A 21,210-nucleotide genomic window follows, 5' to 3' on the forward strand; every position below is an offset into this window, starting at 1 on the left:
GCACGGAGCCCCGAACCGATCAACTATGATCGGTTCGAACGCCTGTCACCTTTTCCCTACCGAGCCTGAACGATGAATCAGAACGCTGAGTATTCCGCGGTCAACGATGCGGTGCGTGGGCAATTCTTTCGCCGCACCTGGGCGATGATCACACCCTATTGGCGCAGTGAAGAGAAGAGCAGGGCCTGGTTGTTGCTGGCAGTGGTAATCGGCTTGACGCTGTTCAGCGTGGCGATTTCCGTGTGGCTCAACCATTGGTACAAGGACTTTTACAACGCTCTGGAGAACAAGGACACCGCCGCCTTCTGGCAACAGATCGGCTATTTCTGCGGCATCGCCATCGTGGCGATTCTCGGCGCGGTGTACCGTCTCTATTTGACCCAGATGCTGACGATTCGCTGGCGGGCGTGGCTGACCGAAAAGTATTTCGCACGGTGGCTTGGCCACAAGAATTACTACCAACTGGAGCAGGGCGGCTACACCGATAACCCGGACCAGCGGATTTCCGAAGACCTCAACAGCTTTACCTCGAATACCTTGAGCCTTGGCCTTGGCCTGCTGCGCAATGTGGTGAGCCTGGTGTCGTTCTCGATCATCCTGTGGGGCGTGTCGGGCAGCATCGAAGTATTCGGTATCACTGTCCCGGGCTACATGTTCTGGTGCGCCCTGGTTTACGCGGCCGTCGGCAGCTGGTTGACCCATCTGATCGGTCGCCGTCTGATCGGCTTGAGCAACCAACAACAACGTTTCGAAGCGGACCTGCGTTTCTCTATGGTGCGGGTACGGGAGAATGCCGAGAGTATCGCCCTGTACAACGGCGAGCCCAATGAGAATCAGCGGTTAAGCGCGCGGTTCGGGAAGGTCTGGCACAACTACTGGGAGATCATGAAGGTGTCCAAACGCCTGACGTTCTTCACCGCCGGCTACGAACAGATTGCCACCGTGTTTGCGTTTATCGTGGCCGCGCCGCGCTATTTCTCCGGCAAGATCGAGCTGGGTGAACTGATGCAAATCAACTCGGCGTTCGGCAACGTGCAGGGTAACTTCAGCTGGTTTATCAGCGCGTACTCGGACCTGGCGGGCTGGCGCGCGACCAGTGATCGTCTACTGAGCTTTCAGCAGGCGATGCGTGACAACGAGCAACGCCCAGCGGCTATCGATGTAAGTGTCGAGGGCGGACGCCTGGTGGTGCAAGGGTTGGGCATGGACCTGGCTGAGGGGCGCCACCTGCTGGCCGACGCCGATATGGTCGTTGAGCCGGGCCAACGTGTCATGCTCAGCGGCCGTTCCGGCAGCGGCAAAAGTACCTTGCTGCGTGCGATGGGGCAGCTCTGGCCTGCTGGGCACGGTAGTATCCGCCTGCCGGCCGAACGTTATCTATTCCTGCCGCAAAAACCTTACCTGCCGATTGGCACGCTGAAGGCGGTGTTGAGTTATCCACAGGGCGACAGCACCTACCCGGCAGAACGTTATGCACAGGTCCTGGAAACCTGCCGCCTGCCGCATCTGGTTGGCCGGCTGGAAGAAGCCAACCACTGGCAACGCATGCTCTCGCCGGGCGAGCAGCAACGCCTGGCCTTTGCTCGCGCGTTGCTGTTTGCGCCGCAATGGCTGTACATGGACGAAGCCACGTCCGCCATGGATGAAGAGGACGAGGCGACGCTGTATCAGGCGTTGATCGATGAGCTGCCGGGGTTGAGCATTGTCAGCGTCGGCCATCGCAGTAGCCTCAAGCGCTTCCATGGGCGGCATGTGCGGATCGAGGGTGGGCTGTTGCAGGAACAACAACTGGCTTAAGGTCGCACCTCCCACAGTGGATCTAGAGTGTTCTGAAGAATGAGCACTCAACAAAAAGCCCGGCTGATCATCGATCAGCCGGGCTTTTTAGTGTTTGAAGATTAAGTTACTTCTTCAAACCGTAATGCTCATCCAGCATGCCTGGGGCGTTCGGCGTCTTTGGCGCGTAGTCCCGTGGTGGCTCCTGGTTTTCCCGTGGCGGGGTCAGGCGTTCCCGTGGGGGTTGCGGTGCATCGGAATGCAACGCGGCCAGCAGGCGCTGGCGGGTGATGTCGTCGAGGGCCAGGCGGTTGGCGCCATCGGCGAGGTGATCCTGTACTTCCTGGTAGCTCTGGGTGAGCTTCTTGACCAGGGTCGCGGTGCTGTTGAAGTGGGTAACAACCTCGTTCTGATAACTGTCAAAACGTTCCTGAATGTCATCCAGCTGACGCTGCGTGCGGTTAGGCGCGGCATTCGGCAGCAAGCGAGCAACCAGGAAACCAATGGCGACACCGGCAACCAGGGCAAGAGTCGGCAACAACCAAACTAAGAGCGAGTGTTCCACGAGTCCTTCCTCTATAAACGGCTTTGCTTTACGTTAACGGCTCAAACCTGCGCTGTATACCGCGATTAAGCTCGCAATGATGCCATGCACAGACTTTTAGCTAGACGAGTCGACCCTTTGTGAGGTCACGGAGTTCATCTCTTGCTCATGCGTGAAACCCCCGTTTTGATCGATGGCCCGGTAGGCCAATTGGAAGCCCTGTACCTGGATCACCCCGAGCCACGTGGCCTGGCGCTGATCTGCCACCCCAACCCGGTGCAGGGCGGGACCATGCTCAATAAAGTGGTATCGACCCTGCAACGCACCGCCCGCGATGCTGGTTTGATTACTTTACGTTTCAATTATCGTGGTGTCGGCGCGAGTGCCGGCACGCACGATATGAGCACCGGTGAAGTGGATGACGCCGAAGCGGCCGCCACCTGGCTGCGGGACAAACACCCGGACCTGCCGATCACCTTGCTCGGTTTTTCCTTCGGTGGCTATGTCGCTGCCAGCCTCGGCGGCCGTCTGGAAGCCAAGGGCGAAGAACTGTCTCATCTGTTCATGGTTGCCGCTGCGGTGATGCGCCTGAGCGATAACGACCTGTTGCCCCAAGACTGCCCACTGACTGTGATCCAGCCTGAAACCGACGAAGTGGTCGACCCGCAACTCGTCTACGACTGGTCCGCCGCCTTGAATCGCCCCCATGAGCTGCTGAAAGTGGCAGAATGCGGACACTTTTTTCACGGCAAGCTCACCGATCTGAAGGATCTGGTGCTGCCGCGTCTCTCGAATTGATAGCAGTCTGATAAGCGATTACCCATGACGACTCGTACCCGTATCCTCACCGGCATCACCACCACCGGCACGCCGCACCTGGGCAACTACGCCGGTGCGATCCGCCCGGCGATCCTCGCCAGCCAGGATGCCAATGCCGACTCCTTCTACTTCCTGGCCGACTACCACGCCCTGATCAAGTGCGATGACCCGCAGCGCATCCAGCGCTCGCGCATGGAAATCGCCGCAACCTGGCTGGCCGGTGGCCTGGATGTGAACCGGGTGACCTTCTACCGCCAGTCCGACATCCCGGAAATCCCCGAGCTGACCTGGCTGCTGACCTGCGTTGCCGCCAAGGGCCTGCTCAACCGCGCCCACGCCTACAAGGCGTCGGTGGACAAAAACGTGGAAGCCGGCGAAGACCCGGATGCGGGCATCAGCATGGGCCTGTACAGCTACCCGGTGCTGATGGCGGCGGACATCCTGATGTTCAACGCGCACAAGGTGCCGGTCGGTCGCGACCAGATCCAACACGTGGAAATGGCTCGTGATATCGGCCAGCGCTTCAACCACCTGTTCGGCAACGGTAAAGAATTCTTCACCATGCCCGAGGCATTGATTGAAGAAAGCGTCGCCACCTTGCCGGGCCTGGATGGCCGCAAGATGTCCAAAAGCTACGACAACACCATCCCGTTGTTCACCAGCGCCAAGGACATGAAGGACGCAATCTCGCGGATCGTCACCGACTCCCGCGCCCCTGGCGAAGCCAAGGACCCGGACAATTCGCACCTGTTCACCCTGTATCAGGCGTTTGCCAGCAAGGCCCAGGAAGAAGAGTTCCGCGCCGAACTGCTGCAAGGTCTGGGCTGGGGCGAGGCTAAGAATCGTCTGTTCCAACTGCTGGACGGCCAGCTGGGCGAAGCCCGCGAGCGTTACCATCAACTGATGTCGCGCCCGTCGGACATGGAAGACCTGCTGCTGGTCGGCGCCAACAAAGCCCGTGCCGTGGCGGCACCCTTCCTGGCCGAGCTGCGTGAGGCGGTGGGCCTGCGTTCGTTCGTCAATCAGGCTGCAGCGCCAGTTGCGACCAAGAAGAAAGCTGCTAAAGCCGCGCGCTTCGTGAGCTTTCGCGAAGACGACGGTAGCTTCCGCTTCCGCCTGCTGGCGGCCGATGGTGAACAACTGCTGTTGTCGCGCAACTTTGCCGATGGCAAAGCAGCGGGCGCAGTGACCAAGCAACTGCAAAGCGGCGACGCGCTGGACCTGCGCACCGAGGCCCTGGGCTTCAGCGTATGGCTGGACGGTGCCGCAGTGGCCGACAGCGCCGAGTTCGCTGACGCCGCTTCCCGCGATGCCGCCATCGAAGCCTTGCGCGTTGCGTTGACCCCCCTCGAGGATTAACCCGACCAAGGGTTGATTGCCATTATCCAGGGCCGTCGTTACAGTGACGGCCCGTTTTTGTTGCCTTGCTAACGAAATTATGACGCCCCTAGAACGATATCAAGCTGATCTGAAACGCCCTGAATTCTTCCATGACGCGGCCCAGGAAAATGCGGTGCGTCATTTGCAGCGCCTGTACGACGACCTCGTCGCGGCGTCGCAGAACAAGCCCGGGATGTTCAGCAAGCTGTTTGGCAAGAAAGACCACACGCCGGTCAAGGGCCTGTACTTCTGGGGCGGCGTCGGCCGAGGCAAGACTTACCTGGTCGACACTTTCTTCGAGGCGCTGCCGTTCAAGGAAAAGGTCCGGACGCACTTCCACCGCTTCATGAAGCGCGTGCACGAAGAGATGAAGACGCTGCCGGGCGAGAAAAACCCGCTGACCATCATCGCCAAGCGGTTCTCCGAAGAAGCCCGGGTGATCTGCTTCGATGAGTTCTTCGTCTCCGACATCACCGACGCCATGATCCTCGGCACCCTGATGGAAGAGCTGTTCAAGAACGGCGTGACCCTGGTCGCTACCTCGAACATCGTGCCCGACGGTTTGTACAAGGACGGCCTGCAGCGTGCGCGCTTCCTGCCGGCCATCGCGCTGATCAAACAGAACACCGAAATCGTCAACGTCGACAGCGGCGTCGACTATCGCCTGCGTCACCTGGAGCAAGCGGAGCTGTTCCACTTCCCGCTGAACGAAGCGGCCCACGAAAGCCTGAAAAAGAGTTTCCGCGCCCTCACGCCGGAATGCACCCAGGCGGTGGAAAACGACAAGTTGATGATCGAGAACCGCGAAATCATCGCGCTGCGCACCTGTGATGACGTGGCCTGGTTCGAATTCCGCCAGCTGTGCGATGGCCCGCGTAGCCAGAACGACTACATCGAGCTGGGCAAGATCTTTCACGCGGTGATCTTGAGTGGGGTTGAGCAGATGAGCGTCACCACCGACGACATCGCGCGCCGTTTCATCAACATGGTCGACGAGTTTTACGACCGGAACGTGAAGCTGATCATCTCGGCGGAAGTTGAGTTGAAGGATCTGTATACCGGCGGTCGCCTGAACTTCGAATTCCAGCGCACGCTGAGCCGCTTGCTGGAAATGCAGTCCCACGAATTCCTGTCGCGTGGGCACAAGCCGTAAGCAAATCTCCAGAACAATGGAGATCAACTGTGGGAGCGGGCTTGCTGGCGAATGCGGAATGTCAGTCACTGAATGTATTGACTGATCCACCGCTTTCGCGAGCAGGCCCGCTCCCACATTTTTACTGCGTTCAACCGGGGTTATGCAGCCTGCTGGAACTGTTGCCGATACTGATTCGGCGATAATTCCGTGTGCTGCCTGAACAACCGCGCAAAGAAACTCGCATCGTCATACCCCACCTCATAGCTGATGGTCTTGATGCTCTTGCGGCTGCCCGACAGCAGTCCCTTGGCCGTCTCGATACGCAGCCGTTGTAGATAATGCAGTGGCTTGTCACCAGTGGCTGTCTGGAAGCGGCGCATGAAATTGCGGATGCTCATCCCGTGTTCCCGGGCCACATCTTCGAAGCGGAACTTGTCGGCGAAGTGCTCCTCCAGCCAGTGCTGGATCTGCAGGATGATCACGTCCTGGTGCAGCTTCTGCCCGCCAAACCCAATGCGTCCCGGTGAATAGCTGCGCTGCACTTCGTAGAGAATGTCGCGAGCCACAGCCTGGGCAATATTGGCGCCGCAGAAGCGTTCGATCAGGTAGATATAGAGGTCGCACGCCGAGGTGGTGCCGCCGGCGCAGTACAGATTGTCGGCGTCGGTGAGGTGCTTGTCCTGGTTGAGTTGTACCTTGGGGAAGCGTTCGCTGAAGGCATTGAAGAAGCGCCAATAGGTGGTCGCTTCCTTCCCATCGAGCAGGCCAGCTTCGGCCAGCCAGAACACCCCAGTGGCTTCGCCGCACAATACCGCGCCGCGTGCGTGTTGTTCACGCAACCATGGCAGCACTTGAGGGTAGCGTGTGCACAGGGCGTCGAAGTCATCCCAGAAGGCCGGTAGCACGATGATGTCGGCGTCTTCCAGTCCTCCGTCCACCGGCATGATCACATCACTGAAACTGCGCACCGATTGCCCGTCAGGGCTGACCAGGCGCGTTTCAAACGCCGGGGTCAGGCCCTGGCCGAGTTGCTTGCCGTAACGCAGGCTGGCGAGGTGGAAGAAATCCTTGGCTTGCATGAGGGTTGAAGCGAATACCCGATCAATGGCCAAAATGCTGACGCGCCGCAAAGGCGTGGAGATTTGGTTAGGCATAATTTCATTTATTCTTATAGGGGAAAGTGGTCACCAGACGGCTGGATCGTCTTATTTTTTGTCGCATGTGTCCAGTGTCCCGTATGGCCTTCACGGCATAGTCTCTGTGGCTTGGTCTTTGTCCGACAATCCACGCAGGTGCCCCATGATTCCCAGAACCTTGTTCAGCCCGGAACACGAACTCTTCCGCGAGAGCGTGCGCACCTTCCTCGAAAAAGACGCCGCGCCGTTCCATGGGCAATGGGAGAAACAGGGTTACATCGACCGCAGCTTATGGAGCAAGGCGGGGGAGGCGGGGATGCTGTGTTCGCACTTGCCGGAGGAATATGGCGGGCTGGGCGCCGACTTCCTTTACAGCGCGGTGGTGATCGAAGAGATCAGCCGGCTGGGCCTGACCGGCATCGGTTTTTCCCTGCACTCGGACATTGTTGCACCGTACATCCTGCATTACGGCAGTGAGGCGCTGAAGCACAAATATCTGCCCAAATTGATCTCCGGCGAGATGGTCACGGCCATTGCGATGACCGAGCCGGGCGCCGGTTCCGACCTGCAAGGGGTGAAAACCACGGCCGTGCTGGACGGCGATGACTACGTGATCAATGGCTCCAAGACCTTTATCACCAACGGCTACCTCGCCGAGTTGGTGATTGTAGTGGCCAAGACCGATCCCAAGGCCGGCGCCAAGGGTACCAGCCTGTTCCTGGTGGAAGCCGATACGCCAGGCTTCGACAAGGGCAAGCGCCTGGAGAAGGTCGGCATGAAGGCCCAGGACACGTCGGAGCTGTTCTTCCAGGATGTGCGGGTGCCCAAGGAAAACCTGCTGGGCCAGGCCGGCATGGGCTTCGCGTACTTGATGCAGGAGCTGCCTCAGGAGCGACTGACGGTTGCGATTGGCGCGCTGTCATCCGCCGAGGCGGCGCTGGCGTGGACCCTGGAATACACCCGCGAGCGCAAGGCCTTTGGCAAGGCGATCGCCGACTTCCAGAATACCCGGTTCAAGCTGGCGGAGATGGCCACCGAGATTCAGATCGGCCGCGTATTCGTCGACAAATGCATGGCGCTGCACCTGGAAGGCAAGCTGGACGTGCCCACGGCAGCGATGGCCAAGTACTGGGCCACGGACCTGCAATGCAAGGTGCTCGATGAGTGCGTGCAGTTGCACGGCGGCTATGGCTTCATGTGGGAGTACCCGATTGCGCGGGCCTGGGCGGATGCGCGGGTGCAGCGGATTTATGCGGGGACCAACGAGATCATGAAAGAGATTATTGCTAGGGCGCTGTAATCTGCGGTGCTGCTGATGGCCGCTTTCGCGAGCAAGCCCGCTCCCACATTCGACCGCATTCTCATGCTGGAACTCGGTCAACTGTGGGAGCGGGCTTGCTTGCGAAAGCGGCTTGAAGATCAATCAAGGCGCTGGGTTCGGATGATCCTTCTGAATCGCCTCAATCCCGTCCAACACCTCTTTCGACAATTTCAGCTCGGCACTGGCAATGTTGCTGTCCAGCTGCTCCAGGCTCGTCGCTCCAATAATATTGCTGGTCACAAACGGCTGTTGCGTCACAAACGCCAACGCCATCTGCGCCGGGTCCAGGCCGTGGTCCCGCGCCAGCGCCACATAACGGCTGCATGCCGCTTGCGATTGTGGGTTGAAGTAACGGCTGAAGCGGCTGTACTCGGTCAATCGCGCCTTGGCCGGACGCGCCCCGTTTTCATATTTGCCGCTGAGCATGCCGAACGCCAGTGGCGAATACGCCAGCAAACCGCATTGCTCACGGATGGCGACTTCCGCCAGGCCCACTTCAAAGCTGCGGTTGAGCAGGTTGTAGGGATTCTGGATCGACACCGCACGGGACCAGCCGCGGGCTTCGGCCAGGGCCAGGAATTTCATGGTGCCCCACGGCGTTTCGTTGGACAGGCCGATGTGACGGATCTTGCCGGCCTTCACTTGCTCATCCAAGGCTTCGAGGGTTTCTTCCAATGGGGTGAGGTCGTCTTCGTCCTTGTGCTTGTAGCTCAGTTGGCCGAAGAAGTTGGTGCTGCGTTCCGGCCAGTGCAACTGGTAGAGGTCGATCCAGTCGGTCTGCAGGCGTTTGAGGCTGGCATCCAGGGCTTCGACGATGTGCTTGCGGTTGTGGCGCAGGTGACAATCACGGATGTAGTCGATGGTGTTGCCCGGGCCGGCGATCTTGCTGGCCAGGATCCAGTCGGCACGGTCGCCACGGCTTTTGAAGTAATTGCCGATGTAGCGCTCGGTGGCGGCATAGGTGTCGGCCTTGGGCGGCACCGGGTACATTTCGGCTGTATCAAGAAAGTTGATGCCCTCGGCCTTGGCCCGCTCGATCTGCGCGAAGGCCTCTGCCTCGCTGTTCTGTTCGCCCCAGGTCATGGTGCCCAAGGCTATCGCGCTCACGTTCAGATCCGTACGGCCCAGCTGTCGATAATCCATCGGGTACTCCTTCAGGGAAAACAATCATAAAAGCAGGTTGAATTTTTTTTCGCAATCTGCATAATTGCCCACCTCTTTCTGCAGTGGAAGTGATGCGCCGCCTGCCGAAGAATCTTGCCGTTGAACGGACGCGCCGACCCGAGCCCCCGATAGCGTCTGTATCCGGCTGCCTTTGACTTGTCAAAGTACGCACTATTCAGTAAGATCCGCCGTCTAATTTACAGGGCGGCCCCTGAGGCTATTAAAGAATGACAACTTTTACTGCAAAACCGGAAACAGTTCAGCGCGACTGGTTTGTCGTCGACGCCGCTGGTCAGACCCTGGGTCGTCTGGCCACTGAAGTCGCCAGCCGTCTGCGTGGCAAGCACAAGCCTGAGTACACCCCTCACGTTGACACCGGTGACTACATTGTCATCATCAACGCCGAGCAGGTTCGTGTAACCGGCAACAAAGCAAGCGACAAAATGTACTACCGTCACTCCGGTTTCCCAGGCGGTATCAAGTCTTCCAACTTCGAAGGCCTGATTGCCAAGAAGCCTGAAGCCCCGATCGAAATCGCGGTCAAAGGCATGCTGCCTAAGGGCCCACTGGGTCGCGATATGTTTCGCAAGCTGAAAGTCTATGCGGGCGCTGTACACCCTCATGCTGCTCAGCAGCCCCAAGAACTGAAGTTTTAACGGAATAGTTCATTATGTCGGCGACTCAAAATTACGGCACTGGCCGTCGCAAAACCGCAACCGCACGCGTTTTCCTGCGTCCGGGCACTGGTAACATCTCGATCAACAACCGCTCCCTGGACAACTTCTTCGGCCGCGAAACTGCCCGCATGGTAGTTCGTCAGCCGCTGGAACTGACCGAGACCGTTGAAAAGTTCGACATCTACGTCACCGTTATCGGTGGCGGTGTAAGTGGTCAAGCTGGCGCAATCCGCCACGGTATCACTCGCGCTCTGATGCAGTACGACGAAACCCTGCGTGGCGCTCTGCGCAAAGCTGGCTTCGTGACTCGCGATGCCCGTGAAGTTGAACGTAAGAAAGTCGGTCTGCGTAAAGCGCGTAAGCGTCCGCAGTACTCGAAGCGTTAATTCGCTTTACGTTCCACAAAAACGCCCAGCCTCCTCACGGAGCTGGGCGTTTTTTATTGCCTGTGATTTATGCATAAATTTGTGCGTGACAACTTGCCACATCCGTAGACCCCCTATACTACAAGGCCTGGGGGCGGAGGCCCGGGCAATTCCCTTGTCATACGTGGGGCTTTTCATTACCATCCGTCAAAATTTTTATAAGTAAAGTTTCAACACTTAGTAGACGCCTGATTTAACAGGCCAAAAAGCTGATGGGAGAGGACTGAATGAGCAATGACGGCGTGAATGCAGGCCGGCGTCGCTTCTTGGTAGCAGCCACATCCGTGGTGGGTGCTGCAGGAGCGGTGGGGGCTGCGGTCCCGTTCGTGGGGTCATGGTTTCCCAGTGCCAAGGCGAAAGCCGCAGGTGCACCGGTGAAGGTGAATATCAGCAAGATCGAACCAGGGCAGCAGATGATTGCTGAATGGCGCGGCCAGCCGGTCTTCATTGTTCGTCGTACCGAGGAAATCCTGGGGAATCTCAAAAAGATCGAAGGCCAGTTGTCTGACCCCAAATCCGAGAATTCCGATCAACCCGCCTACGCCAAGAATGAAGTGCGTTCGATCAAGCCAGAGATCCTGCTGCTGGTCGGTCTCTGTACCCATTTGGGTTGCTCGCCTACCTTCCGCCCGGAAGTGGCCCCTGTCGATCTGGGCAAGGACTGGGTTGGCGGCTATTTCTGCCCCTGCCACGGCTCCCACTACGACCTCGCCGGCCGCGTCTACAAGTCCCAGCCTGCTCCCTTGAACCTGCCGGTTCCTCCGCACACTTACGAAACTGACGACCTCATTGTCATTGGCCTCGATAAGGAGAACGCGTGATGAGCAAGTTCATGGATTGGGTGGATGCGCGCTTCCCCGCCACTAAAATGTGGGAAGACCATCTCAGCAAATATTACGCGCCAAAAAACTTCAACTTCTTCTACTTCTTCGGCTCCCTGGCACTGCTGGTGCTGGTCAACCAGATCGTTACGGGCGTGTGGCTGACCATGAGCTACACCCCGTCGGCGGAAGAGGCGTTCGCCTCCGTCGAGTACATCATGCGTGACGTCGAGTACGGCTCGATCCTGCGCCTGCTGCACTCCACCGGCGCGTCTGCATTCTTTATCGTCGTCTACCTGCACATGTTCCGTGGCCTGCTCTATGGGTCGTACCAGAAGCCTCGCGAGCTGGTGTGGGTGTTCGGTATGCTGATCTACCTGGCGCTGATGGCCGAAGCGTTCATGGGCTACCTGCTGCCGTGGGGCCAGATGTCGTACTGGGGCGCCCAGGTGATCATCTCGCTGTTCGGTGCGATTCCCGTGATCGGCAACGACCTGACCCAATGGATCCGTGGTGACTACCTGATCTCCGGTATCACCCTGAACCGCTTCTTCGCCTTGCACGTGGTGGCCTTGCCGATCGTGATCCTGGGCCTGGTGGTACTGCACATCCTGGCGCTGCACGAAGTGGGTTCCAATAACCCGGATGGCGTGGACATCAAGAAGCACAAGGACGAAAACGGCATCCCGCTGGATGGTATTCCATTCCACCCTTACTACACCGTAAAAGACATCGTCGGCGTGGTGGTCTTCCTGTTCGTGTTCTGCTCGATCGTGTTCTTTTTCCCGGAGATGGGCGGTTATTTCCTGGAGAAGCCTAACTTCGAACAGGCCAATGCCTTCAAGACACCTGAGCACATTGCCCCGGTCTGGTATTTCACGCCGTTCTACGCGATCTTGCGAGCGATTCCCGACAAGCTCATGGGCGTGATCGCCATGGGCGCGGCCATTGCGGTGCTGTTTGTGTTGCCTTGGCTCGACCGAAGCCCGGTCAAGTCCATGCGCTACAAGGGCTGGTTGAGCAAGATCTGGCTGTGGGTGTTCTGCATTGCCTTTGTGATCCTGGGTGTACTGGGCGTGTTGGCGCCAACCCCTGAGCGCACGCTGCTGTCGCAGGTCTGCACCTTCCTGTACTTCGCCTACTTCATTCTGATGCCGTTCTACACCCGGCTCGAGAAGACCAAACCGGTTCCGGAAAGGGTGACTGGCTGATGAAAAAATTATTCGCTGCTTTGATGCTTGCGGCCCTGCCGCTACTGTCCTTCGCTGCCGAACACGGCGGCCCGGAATTGGAAAAAGTCGATATCGACGTGTCTGACAAGGCCGCCATGCAAGACGGCGCACGCACGTTCGCCAACTACTGCATGGGCTGCCACAGCGCCAAGTTCCAGCGTTACGAGCGGGTGGCCGATGACCTTGGTATCCCGCATGAAACGATGCTGGAGAAGCTGGTGTTCACCGGCGCCAAGATCGGCGACCACATGACCATCGGTATGAAGCCTGCGGACGCCAAGACCTGGTTCGGCGCAGCCCCGCCTGACTTGACCCTGGTCGCTCGTGTACGCGGCACCGACTGGCTCTACGGTTACCTGAAATCCTTCTACGAAGACCCGGCACGTCCGTATGGCGTGAACAACCGTGTGTTCCCGAACGTCGGCATGCCTAACGTTCTGGTCGGCCTGCAAGGCAAGCAAGTGGTAGGATGCAAGCAGATCCAGGTCGTCGAAGACGGCAAGAAGCAATACGATCCGTTGACGGGCACACCTTTGACTCATGAAGCGTGCGATCAACTGAAGATAGAAACCCCAGGTGCGCAGACCGAGGAGCAGTTCGACCAGACGGTCAAGAACCTCGTGACCTTCCTGGCCTACTCGGCCAACCCGGTCAAACTGCAGCATCAGCGCATCGGTACCTATGTGTTGCTGTACCTGGCCTTCTTCTTCGTATTCGCCTATCTGCTCAAACGCGAATACTGGAAGGATGTGCATTGATCCAACCGTAAGCAATTGCTGTTAATCTTGCGCGCCCAGCGGCATCTCTGAACACGTAGCGGTCTGGTTGTACCAGGCGTTACAGAGATGCTTTCTGGGCGCGCTCGTTTTTGAGCTTTCGATAATTTCAACAAGCGAGGAGGACCGCCATGGGCGTGACCAACCGGTTGGCCTGTTACTCCGACCCCGCCGACCACTATTCCCACCGAGTGCGCATCGTGCTCGCAGAGAAGGGTGTCAGCGCCGAGATCATCAGTGTGGAGGCGGGTCGTCAGCCGCCGAAGCTGATCGAAGTGAACCCTTACGGCAGCTTGCCCACCCTGGTCGATCGTGACCTGGCGTTGTGGGAGTCGACCGTGGTGATGGAATACCTGGATGAGCGTTACCCGCATCCACCTTTGCTGCCGGTGTACCCGGTGGCGCGTGCCAACAGCCGCCTGCTGATCCATCGGATCCAGCGTGACTGGTGCGGGCTGGTGGATGTGATACTGGATACACGCAGCAAAGAGGCGGCACGAGTGCAGGCGCGTAAGGAGTTGCGCGAAAGCCTGACCGGCGTTTCGCCATTGTTCGCCGATAAACCTTTTTTCCTCAGTGAGGAACAAAGCTTGGTGGATTGCTGCCTATTACCGATACTCTGGCGTTTGCCGATTCTCGGTATTGAACTGCCGCGGCCTGCCAAGCCGCTGCTTGATTACATGGAGCGCCAGTTTGCGCGTGAGGCTTTCCAGGCGAGTCTGTCTGGTGTCGAACGCGATATGCGCTAAGGCTTAAGGAGCCGCTGATGAACTCCAGTCGACCCTACCTGGTCCGCGCGCTCTATGAGTGGATTGTGGACAACGATTGCACCCCGCACATGCTGGTCAATTCTGAATTTGCTGCGGTTCAGGTGCCGCAGGGTTTTGCCAGTGACGGACAGATTGTGCTGAATGTATCGCCCAGTGCCGTGCGCCACCTGCACATGGACAATGAAGCCGTCAGCTTCGAAGGGCGTTTCGGTGGTGTGCCGCATACGCTGTACGTGCCGATTGGCGCCATCCTCGGCATCTATGCCCGGGAGAATGGCCAGGGCATGGTGTTTGATCTGGAGTCGCCTTTCGAGGATGACGAAACGATCGGAAGCGAAGACGGCGATGACCTGCCGCCACCCGATTCAGAGCCACCGCGTCCTAGCGGCCGGCCGAGTCTGAAAGTGGTGAAATAACCGGCTTTTACCTTAGGGTGAGCCTCAAAAATGCCTCGACCTGTGTCGGGGTATTTTTTTGCGCGCAGGATATGGATGAAAGTCGCGGCCAGACGGTGATCGTACAACCACCATGGGCTATGATGCGTGCTCAAGTTCGCCGAGAAAAATGGATCATCATGGATAACGCCGCCACCGCCCCTCGTCTTCCCCGCAAGCGCCGCAGCCTTGCCCAGGAATTGGTCACGGTGTTGTCCGAGCAGATCCGCGACGGCCAACTCAAGCGGGGCGACAAGTTGCCCACCGAGTCGGCGATCATGGAGGCCCATGGCGTCAGCCGCACGGTGGTGCGTGAGGCGATCTCGCGCTTGCAGGCGGCGGGGCAGGTGGAAACCCGGCATGGTATCGGCACCTTTGTGCTGGATACGCCAAGCCCGAGTGGCTTTCGTATCGACCCGGCCACCGTGGTGACGTTGCGTGATGTGCTGGCGATTCTGGAGTTGCGGATCAGCCTGGAAGTGGAATCCGCTGGCCTGGCCGCATTGCGCCGCAGCGACGAACAACTGGCGGCCATGCGCGCGGCGCTTGATGCCTTGAATGAAAGCGCGGCTCACGCTGGCGATGCGGTGGCATCCGATTTTGCATTTCACCTGGAAATTGCGTTGTCCACCGGCAACCGCTATTTCACCGACATCATGACTCACCTGGGCACCAGCATCATTCCACGCACCCGCCTGAATTCGGCACGCCTGGCCCATGATGACCAGCAGCACTACATGGGGCGCCTGAGTCGTGAGCACGAAGAGATCTACGAGGCGATTGCCCGCCAGGATTCGGATGCGGCGCGGGCGGCGATGCGCTTGCACCTGACCAACAGCCGTGAGCGGCTGCGCCATGCCCATGAAGAGGCAGAAGCGCAACGCGGCTAGATACTTACACCTGAACGCTTCACTTGATGAATATCCTATGCGTTCCGGATTTGAGTTCGCCCCCTGATTCAGTGTCCATCCTGTAGCTGATCTCTGCCGACTTGCCTTTGAGTGTTGCGAGTTGCTCTTTAGGTATGACCCCTCCCAGGTCTGGTTTGATGAACTCCTCTCCGGTGTTGAAATTGAAGTCGCCTGTCTGGGTACCACTGCTTTGCCAGAGAGGTTGCATTTCGCCGGCTTTGGTCAGGAGTACGTACAGGGTGTATGTGGGTGCGATTGGCTGACCGCTTGGAACTGAAACTTTCAGGTCTTTGGCAGCATCGACGATTGTTTCGCCCGCCGCGGTTTTTGCCTGGGATTCAAGGACGGGAGGGTTATATTCTGTTGCCATGGTAAGTCTCCTCAATTAACGAGAGACGCCACTGCACACTTCGGCGCAAGCCTGAACGGGCTCTAGAGTCTAGTTAGCGCCTGCAGCAACTGTGATGGATACTGTTAGAAATAACAGTCCCGATGAGCGGTCCCATGCCCAAAAATGCAGGTAAAGGGCAAACCGCGCTAATGCAGGCGCCGGCTTGCCGGCGATAGCGTTCGTGAAATCGCCATGGCCGGCAAGCCGGCTCCTACAGTTCAACGCTATTAGCTCGCGGGTTGGTTTGGCTTGTAGTCCTTGAGCAGCAGGTACGTGCTCCACCCCCACCAATCGTTGGTCCAGTGCTTGTCGTTGAGGTCATTCACATCCATGCGGCGCAATACCTTATCCCCCTCCATCTTGAACAGCGGCGAAAAGTTATTCGCCGGGTTCTGGGCTGCATTCAGGTCCGGCACGTACAGCGGCGCCTTGAAGTTGGCCGGGGAGGGCGCGACACCGCTGATGAAGGTTTCGAAAATTTCATCTGCTGAAGCCTGTACCGCACGTTTGACCTGCACCCGATTGTCCGCGTCGATGTCGTCGAAGTAGCGTTTATCCCCGTACGCGTGCCATTGATCGCCCATGGCATTGCGCACCTTGAGCCCGAACTTGCTATCTTCGTCGTGCATGAAACGGCTGATCAGCGAGCCCAGCTCTCCCGGCGTCACCACCGCCGCCAACTGCTTGCGCGGGACTCGCAGATGGCCGGCGGAAAACAGGTCGGTCAAAAAGTGATCAGCAAAACTGTTCATGGCATACGCCAGTTCCAGCGCCTGGTCGGTGCCGGTCTGGTGCGCCACGACAGCTTGTTGCAGCGCCGCTGTATGCCCCGCCAGATAGGCAGACAGCGCCCATTCACCGAAGTGGTCGGCGTTGTCCGCTGCCAGCTTCAGATAACGCCCCAACGGGATGAAAGCTGAAACCGCGCTGCCGCCACCGGTGATGCGGTTCCATTCCTCGGACAACGTATCACCCAGTGCGTCGTAGGCTTCATGGGCTTGGTTGCCGTCCTTGATCGCCTGCTTGACCGCATTGATTTCCTTTTGCATCACCGCGAGGATCTTGTGTGCTTCTTCCCGCGAGGCGGGCAGTACCGCAAGGCTGTTGAAGGCGGCGGTAAAGCGCTGAACGCGCTCGGCGGGGGAGGCGCCATCGCTGATCGCTTGACCGGGGATGCCATAGAAGTCGCCGCCCAGGGCAATCACTTGGCCATAGGTCAGCGCCAGCCCATTGGGCAGGTGCAGCTCCACTTGGCGTGCGGGAATCGCCTGGGCATCTTTGACGAAACGCAACAGCGTGTCATCGCCGATAGCCGTGTGCTCACCCCCTTCGAAGCGCAGGGTAGGCGAGTTCTTTTCCGGTGCTACGAGTTCTAGACCTGACATGTTAGCTCCTTGCTATGTCGTAGGAATCTTCCGTGATAACTGTATGTATATACAGCTAATGCGAGCATAGAGGAAAAACTTCCTACGTCAAGAACGCCCATCTAAACGCGACTCAGGATGAAGTCTGATGAATTGCTGTTGACGAATCTTTTTATAGTTGTACGATGACGTACGACATCATCAAAACCAACAACAACCTTTCGATAGAAAGTCTTCGCCCAGGGTGTTCGAATAATGAATCCACAAGAACTGAAGTCCATCCTTTCCCACGGTCTGCTGTCTTTCCCGGTGACCGATTTCAATGCCCAGGGTGACTTCCACCAGGCGGGCTACATCAAGCGCCTGGAATGGCTGGCCCCGTACGGCGCCACCGCCTTGTTCGCGGCCGGTGGCACCGGTGAGTTTTTCTCCCTCGCTGCCAGCGAATATTCCCAGGTGGTGAAAACCGCCGTTGATACCTGCGCCACCAGCGTGCCGATCCTGGCCGGTGTCGGTGGTTCGACCCGTCAAGCCATCGAATACGCCCAGGAAGCCGAACGCCTCGGCGCCAAAGGCCTGTTGCTGTTGCCGCATTACCTCACCGAAGCCAGCCAGGACGGGGTTGCCGCCCACGTGGAAGCGGTGTGCAAGTCAGTCAAGATTGGCGTGGTGGTGTACAACCGCAACGTCTGCCGCCTGACCGCGCCGCTGCTGGAACGCCTGGCCGAGCGCTGCCCGAACCTGATCGGCTACAAGGATGGCCTGGGTGACATCGAGTTGATGGTGTCGATCCGCCATCGCCTCGGTGATCGTTTCAGCTACCTCGGTGGCCTGCCGACTGCAGAGGTCTACGCCGCTGCCTACAAGGCCCTGGGTGTGCCGGTGTACTCCTCGGCGGTGTTCAACTTCATTCCGAAAACCGCGATGGACTTCTACAACGCCATCGCCCGCGAGGATCACGCCACCGTCGGCAAGATCATCGACGACTTCTTCCTGCCGTACCTGGACATCCGTAACCGCAAGGCCGGGTATGCCGTGAGCATCGTCAAGGCCGGTGCAAAAATTGCCGGCTACGACGCAGGCCCGGTGCGCACGCCGCTGACCGACCTGTTGCCGGAAGAATATGAAGCCCTGGCCGCGCTGATCGATAAGCAAGGTCCGCAATAAATTATCCACAAGGCCGCTGAGAGATCAGCGGCCTTTTGCGTCAGGAGAAGATTCGTGTCTCAAGTCCAACGTTTTGATAACTACATCAATGGCCAGTGGGTGGCCGGCGCTGATTACTGCGTCAACCTCAACCCGTCGGAGTTGTCCGATGTCATTGGCGAATACGCCAAGGCGGATGTGGCCCAGGTCAACGTCGCCATCGACGCAGCTCGCGCGGCATTCCCGGCCTGGTCCACGTCCGGGATCCAGGCGCGCCATGACGCTCTGGATAAAGTCGGTAGCGAAATCCTCGCGCGCCGTGAAGAACTCGGTACTCTGCTGGCCCGTGAAGAGGGCAAGACCCTGCCCGAAGCCATCGGCGAAGTGACGCGCGCCGGTAATATTTTCAAGTTCTTTGCCGGTGAGTGCCTGCGCCTGTCCGGCGACTACGTGCCGTCGGTACGCCCGGGCGTCAACGTCGAGGTCACCCGTGAAGCTCTGGGTGTGGTCGGCTTGATCACGCCGTGGAATTTCCCGATCGCCATCCCCGCCTGGAAAATCGCCCCGGCCCTGGCCTACGGCAACTGCGTGGTGATCAAACCGGCTGAACTGGTGCCGGGCTGCGCCTGGGCCCTGGCCGAAATCATTTCCCGCGCCGGTTTCCCGGCCGGCGTGTTCAACCTGGTGATGGGCAGCGGTCGCGTGGTTGGCGACATGCTGGTTAACAGCCCGAAAGTCGATGGCATCAGCTTCACGGGTTCTGTTGGCGTGGGGCGGCAGATCGCCGTCAGCTGCGTGTCGCGCCAAGCCAAAGTGCAGTTGGAAATGGGCGGCAAGAACCCGCAGATCATCCTTGACGACGCCGACCTCAAACAGGCCGTCGAGCTGTCGGTACAGAGCGCGTTCTACTCCACCGGCCAGCGTTGCACCGCCTCCAGCCGCTTGATTGTCACCGCCGGTATCCACGACCAGTTCGTCGCGGCCATGGCCGAGCGCATGAAGTCGATCAAGGTCGGCCACGCGCTGAAAAGCGGCACCGACATCGGCCCCGTGGTTTCCCAGGCTCAATTGGACCAGGACCTCAAGTACATCGACATCGGCCAGAGCGAAGGTGCGCGGTTGGTCAGCGGTGGCGGCCTGGTGACCTGCGACACCGAAGGTTACTACCTGGCGCCGACGCTGTTTGCCGACAGTGAAGCGGCCATGCGTATCAGCCGTGAAGAGATCTTCGGCCCAGTCGCCAACGTTGTGCGCGTGGCGGATTACGAGGCGGCGCTGGCCATGGCCAACGACACCGAGTTCGGGCTGTCGGCGGGTATTGCCACCACGTCGCTCAAGTACGCCAACCACTTCAAGCGCCACTCCCAGGCCGGGATGGTGATGGTCAACTTGCCGACCGCCGGTGTGGACTATCACGTTCCGTTTGGTGGCCGTAAGGGCTCATCCTATGGTTCGCGTGAGCAAGGTCGCTATGCGCAAGAGTTCTACACGGTGGTGAAGACCAGCTACATCGGTTCGTAACTCGCCGCGCCTTGTGGGGGCCGGATGCCTGGCGGCCCCCCACACTAAAAACAGAAAACCATTACCCGCAAAAAAAATAATTAGTGGGAGTACTTCTTCATGCAAGCGACCAAGCCGACCCATGTCCGCTATTTGATCCTGCTCATGCTGTTCCTGGTGACTACGATCAACTACGCCGACCGGGCCACCATCGCAATCGCCGGCTCCAGCCTGCAAAAAGACCTCGGCATCGACGCGGTCACCCTCGGTTACATCTTCTCCGCATTCGGTTGGGCCTACGTGGCCGGGCAAATTCCCGGTGGCTGGCTGCTGGACCGGTTCGGCTCGAAAAAAGTCTATGCCCTGAGCATCTTCGCCTGGTCACTGTTCACCGTATTGCAAGGCTATGTCGGTGAGTTCGGTGTCTCTACCGCTGTTGTCGCGCTGTTTATGCTGCGCTTTCTGGTAGGCCTGGCTGAAGCGCCATCCTTCCCCGGTAACGCGCGTATTGTGGCGGCCTGGTTCCCCACCGCGGAGCGCGGCACGGCTTCGGCGATTTTCAACTCGGCGCAGTATTTCGCCACCGTGCTGTTCGCACCGTTGATGGGCTGGATCGTCTACAGCTTTGGCTGGCAGCACGTGTTTATCGTGATGGGCGCTATTGGCATCGTGTTCTCGCTGATCTGGCTGAAAGTGATCCACAGCCCGCGCCAGCACCCGATGATCAACGAAGCCGAGTTCAACCATATCGCCGCCAATGGCGCGATGGTCGATATGGATCAAGATAAAGGCAAGGGTAAGAAAACCGACGGTCCGAAGTGGGACTACATCCGCCAACTGTTGACCAACCGCATGATGCTCGGCGTATACCTGGGCCAGTACTGCATCAACGGCATCACGTATTTCTTCCTCACCTGGTTCCCGGTGTATCTGGTTCAGGACCGTGGCATGACCATCCTCAAGGCTGGTTTCATCGCTTCGTTGCCGGCGATCTGCGGCTTTATCGGCGGTGTGCTCGGTGGTGTGATTTCTGACTACCTGCTGCGCAAAGGGCACTCCCTGACCTTCGCCCGCAAGGCGCCAATCATTGGTGGCCTGCTGATCTCCAGCAGCATAGTGGCCTGTAACTACGTGGATATCGAATGGATGGTGGTGGGCTTCATGGCCTTGGCCTTCTTCGGCAAAGGCGTTGGCGCGCTGGGTTGGGCGGTAGTGTCCGACACCTCGCCGAAACAAATCGCCGGCCTCAGTGGCGGCTTGTTCAACACCTTCGGTAACCTGGCGTCGATTACTACGCCGATCGTGATCGGCTACATCATCAGCACCACCGGTTCGTTCAAGTGGGCCCTGGTGTTCGTCGGCGCCAACGCGCTGGTGGCGGTGTTCAGTTACCTGGTCATCGTTGGCCCGATCAAACGTGTAGTCCTCAAAGAGCCGCCTACCAAGGGGCCTGAGTTGACCAACCTAACCGAAGCGCATTCCTGAGGG

General features: G+C 58.7%; 21 protein-coding genes. 16 read left to right on the forward strand and 5 right to left on the reverse strand.

What is annotated here, in order from left to right:
* Positions 1-72 precede the first annotated feature (72 nt).
* The gene (locus tag LVW35_RS04140; protein ID WP_233893865.1) at positions 73-1,797 is read left to right on the forward strand and encodes an ABC transporter ATP-binding protein/permease; all 1,725 of its coding nucleotides are present in this window, start codon (positions 73-75) and stop codon (positions 1,795-1,797) included.
* 106 nt (positions 1,798-1,903) lie between these two features.
* On the opposite strand, the gene LVW35_RS04145 is transcribed toward LVW35_RS04140, so the two are convergent.
* Positions 1,904-2,341, reverse strand: coding sequence for a YhcB family protein (locus tag LVW35_RS04145; protein WP_032893585.1), 438 nt, complete (start codon positions 2,339-2,341; stop codon positions 1,904-1,906).
* Between the two features lie 147 nt (positions 2,342-2,488).
* Between LVW35_RS04145 and LVW35_RS04150 the strand changes: the two genes are divergently transcribed.
* The 3 genes from LVW35_RS04150 (at position 2,489) to zapE (ending at position 5,672) form a co-directional block, all read left to right on the forward strand.
* On the forward strand, positions 2,489-3,118 hold the full coding sequence (locus LVW35_RS04150) for an alpha/beta hydrolase (RefSeq protein ID WP_233893866.1): 630 nt from the start codon (positions 2,489-2,491) through the stop codon (positions 3,116-3,118).
* Between the two features lie 24 nt (positions 3,119-3,142).
* The gene (locus LVW35_RS04155; protein WP_233893867.1) at positions 3,143-4,498 is read left to right on the forward strand and encodes a tryptophan--tRNA ligase; all 1,356 of its coding nucleotides are present in this window, start codon (positions 3,143-3,145) and stop codon (positions 4,496-4,498) included.
* Positions 4,499-4,577: 79 nt separating this feature from the next.
* Positions 4,578-5,672 (forward strand): cell division protein ZapE, encoded by a 1,095-nt coding sequence (gene zapE, locus LVW35_RS04160; protein ID WP_233893868.1) that lies wholly within the window; start codon positions 4,578-4,580, stop codon positions 5,670-5,672.
* Positions 5,673-5,812: 140 nt separating this feature from the next.
* Here the strand turns inward: zapE and LVW35_RS04165 are convergent, their stop codons facing one another.
* Positions 5,813-6,733: a GlxA family transcriptional regulator gene (locus LVW35_RS04165; protein WP_177074854.1), complete on the reverse strand. Its 921-nt coding sequence runs from the start codon at positions 6,731-6,733 to the stop codon at positions 5,813-5,815.
* A gap of 220 nt (positions 6,734-6,953) precedes the next feature.
* Between LVW35_RS04165 and LVW35_RS04170 the strand changes: the two genes are divergently transcribed.
* Complete coding sequence (locus tag LVW35_RS04170) at positions 6,954-8,090, forward strand: acyl-CoA dehydrogenase family protein (RefSeq protein WP_233893869.1); 1,137 nt, start codon at positions 6,954-6,956, stop codon at positions 8,088-8,090.
* Positions 8,091-8,213: 123 nt separating this feature from the next.
* On the opposite strand, the gene LVW35_RS04175 is transcribed toward LVW35_RS04170, so the two are convergent.
* Positions 8,214-9,254, reverse strand: coding sequence for an NADP(H)-dependent aldo-keto reductase (locus tag LVW35_RS04175; RefSeq protein WP_233893870.1), 1,041 nt, complete (start codon positions 9,252-9,254; stop codon positions 8,214-8,216).
* A 248-nt stretch (positions 9,255-9,502) separates the two neighbouring features.
* Between LVW35_RS04175 and rplM the strand changes: the two genes are divergently transcribed.
* The 8 genes from rplM to LVW35_RS04215 all read left to right on the forward strand — a co-directional run bounded on the left by rplM (position 9,503) and on the right by LVW35_RS04215 (position 15,300).
* Positions 9,503-9,931, forward strand: coding sequence for a 50S ribosomal protein L13 (gene rplM / locus LVW35_RS04180; protein ID WP_003188508.1), 429 nt, complete (start codon positions 9,503-9,505; stop codon positions 9,929-9,931).
* A gap of 14 nt (positions 9,932-9,945) precedes the next feature.
* A complete protein-coding gene (gene rpsI / locus LVW35_RS04185) occupies positions 9,946-10,338 on the forward strand; it encodes a 30S ribosomal protein S9 (RefSeq protein ID WP_002555064.1) in 393 nt (130 codons plus the stop codon).
* 266 nt (positions 10,339-10,604) lie between these two features.
* Complete coding sequence (petA, locus tag LVW35_RS04190; protein WP_034102161.1) at positions 10,605-11,198, forward strand: ubiquinol-cytochrome c reductase iron-sulfur subunit; 594 nt, start codon at positions 10,605-10,607, stop codon at positions 11,196-11,198.
* A complete protein-coding gene (locus LVW35_RS04195) occupies positions 11,198-12,409 on the forward strand; it encodes a cytochrome b (RefSeq protein ID WP_003171746.1) in 1,212 nt (403 codons plus the stop codon). Before petA ends, LVW35_RS04195 begins: the two co-directional genes overlap by 1 nt.
* On the forward strand, positions 12,409-13,188 hold the full coding sequence (locus LVW35_RS04200; RefSeq protein WP_233893871.1) for a cytochrome c1: 780 nt from the start codon (positions 12,409-12,411) through the stop codon (positions 13,186-13,188). The genes LVW35_RS04195 and LVW35_RS04200 overlap by 1 nt, the downstream gene beginning before the upstream one ends.
* 149 nt (positions 13,189-13,337) lie before the next feature.
* Positions 13,338-13,955, forward strand: coding sequence for a glutathione S-transferase N-terminal domain-containing protein (locus tag LVW35_RS04205; protein ID WP_010213164.1), 618 nt, complete (start codon positions 13,338-13,340; stop codon positions 13,953-13,955).
* 17 nt (positions 13,956-13,972) lie between these two features.
* The gene (locus LVW35_RS04210; RefSeq protein WP_233893873.1) at positions 13,973-14,392 is read left to right on the forward strand and encodes a ClpXP protease specificity-enhancing factor; all 420 of its coding nucleotides are present in this window, start codon (positions 13,973-13,975) and stop codon (positions 14,390-14,392) included.
* 158 nt (positions 14,393-14,550) lie between these two features.
* A complete protein-coding gene (locus tag LVW35_RS04215; RefSeq protein ID WP_233896392.1) occupies positions 14,551-15,300 on the forward strand; it encodes a FadR/GntR family transcriptional regulator in 750 nt (249 codons plus the stop codon).
* A gap of 19 nt (positions 15,301-15,319) precedes the next feature.
* Here the strand turns inward: LVW35_RS04215 and LVW35_RS04220 are convergent, their stop codons facing one another.
* Both LVW35_RS04220 and LVW35_RS04225 read right to left on the reverse strand, forming a co-directional pair.
* The gene (locus LVW35_RS04220; RefSeq protein ID WP_233893875.1) at positions 15,320-15,691 is read right to left on the reverse strand and encodes a hypothetical protein; all 372 of its coding nucleotides are present in this window, start codon (positions 15,689-15,691) and stop codon (positions 15,320-15,322) included.
* A gap of 248 nt (positions 15,692-15,939) precedes the next feature.
* Positions 15,940-17,097: a phospholipase gene (locus LVW35_RS04225; RefSeq protein WP_233893877.1), complete on the reverse strand. Its 1,158-nt coding sequence runs from the start codon at positions 17,095-17,097 to the stop codon at positions 15,940-15,942.
* 234 nt (positions 17,098-17,331) lie between these two features.
* On the opposite strand from LVW35_RS04225, the gene kdgD reads away from it, so the two are divergent.
* The 3 genes from kdgD (at position 17,332) to LVW35_RS04240 (ending at position 21,207) form a co-directional block, all read left to right on the forward strand.
* Positions 17,332-18,243, forward strand: coding sequence for a 5-dehydro-4-deoxyglucarate dehydratase (kdgD, locus tag LVW35_RS04230; RefSeq protein ID WP_233893879.1), 912 nt, complete (start codon positions 17,332-17,334; stop codon positions 18,241-18,243).
* Between the two features lie 54 nt (positions 18,244-18,297).
* Positions 18,298-19,743: an aldehyde dehydrogenase family protein gene (locus LVW35_RS04235; protein ID WP_233893880.1), complete on the forward strand. Its 1,446-nt coding sequence runs from the start codon at positions 18,298-18,300 to the stop codon at positions 19,741-19,743.
* Between the two features lie 99 nt (positions 19,744-19,842).
* Positions 19,843-21,207: an MFS transporter gene (locus LVW35_RS04240; RefSeq protein WP_233893881.1), complete on the forward strand. Its 1,365-nt coding sequence runs from the start codon at positions 19,843-19,845 to the stop codon at positions 21,205-21,207.
* The last annotated feature ends 3 nt before the right edge of the window (positions 21,208-21,210 follow it).

This window comes from Pseudomonas sp. HN11 (assembly GCF_021390155.1).
Classification (GTDB): Bacteria; Pseudomonadota; Gammaproteobacteria; order Pseudomonadales; family Pseudomonadaceae; genus Aquipseudomonas.